The sequence below is a fragment of the Mesorhizobium sp. M00.F.Ca.ET.216.01.1.1 genome (assembly GCF_004010325.2).
Lineage (GTDB): Bacteria > Pseudomonadota > Alphaproteobacteria > Rhizobiales > Rhizobiaceae > Mesorhizobium.
The window spans coordinates 1-213 of the sequence record NZ_SADR02000690.1; the positions used below are offsets into that span (position 1 = coordinate 1).

The following is a 213-nucleotide window of genomic DNA, read 5'->3' on the forward strand; positions in this document are numbered from 1 at the left end:
TGGCTCAACGCGGTCGAAGGCTTCTTCGCCAAATTGTCGAAGCGTCGTCTCAAGCGAGGCGTCTTCCACTCCGTCGTCGACCTTCAGGCGGCAATCAACCGCTTCCTCGTCGAGCACAACCAGAAACCCAAACCTTTCACTTGGACCGCCGACCCCGACAAAATCATCGCTGCCGTCAAACGTGGGCACCAAGTGTTAGATTCCATCCACTAG

At 56.3% G+C, this 213-nt stretch carries 1 pseudogene; it reads left to right on the plus strand.

Annotation, left to right across the window (positions count from 1 at the left end):
• Positions 1-213, plus strand: a pseudogene (locus EN859_RS37935) (IS630 family transposase); the annotation flags it as partial.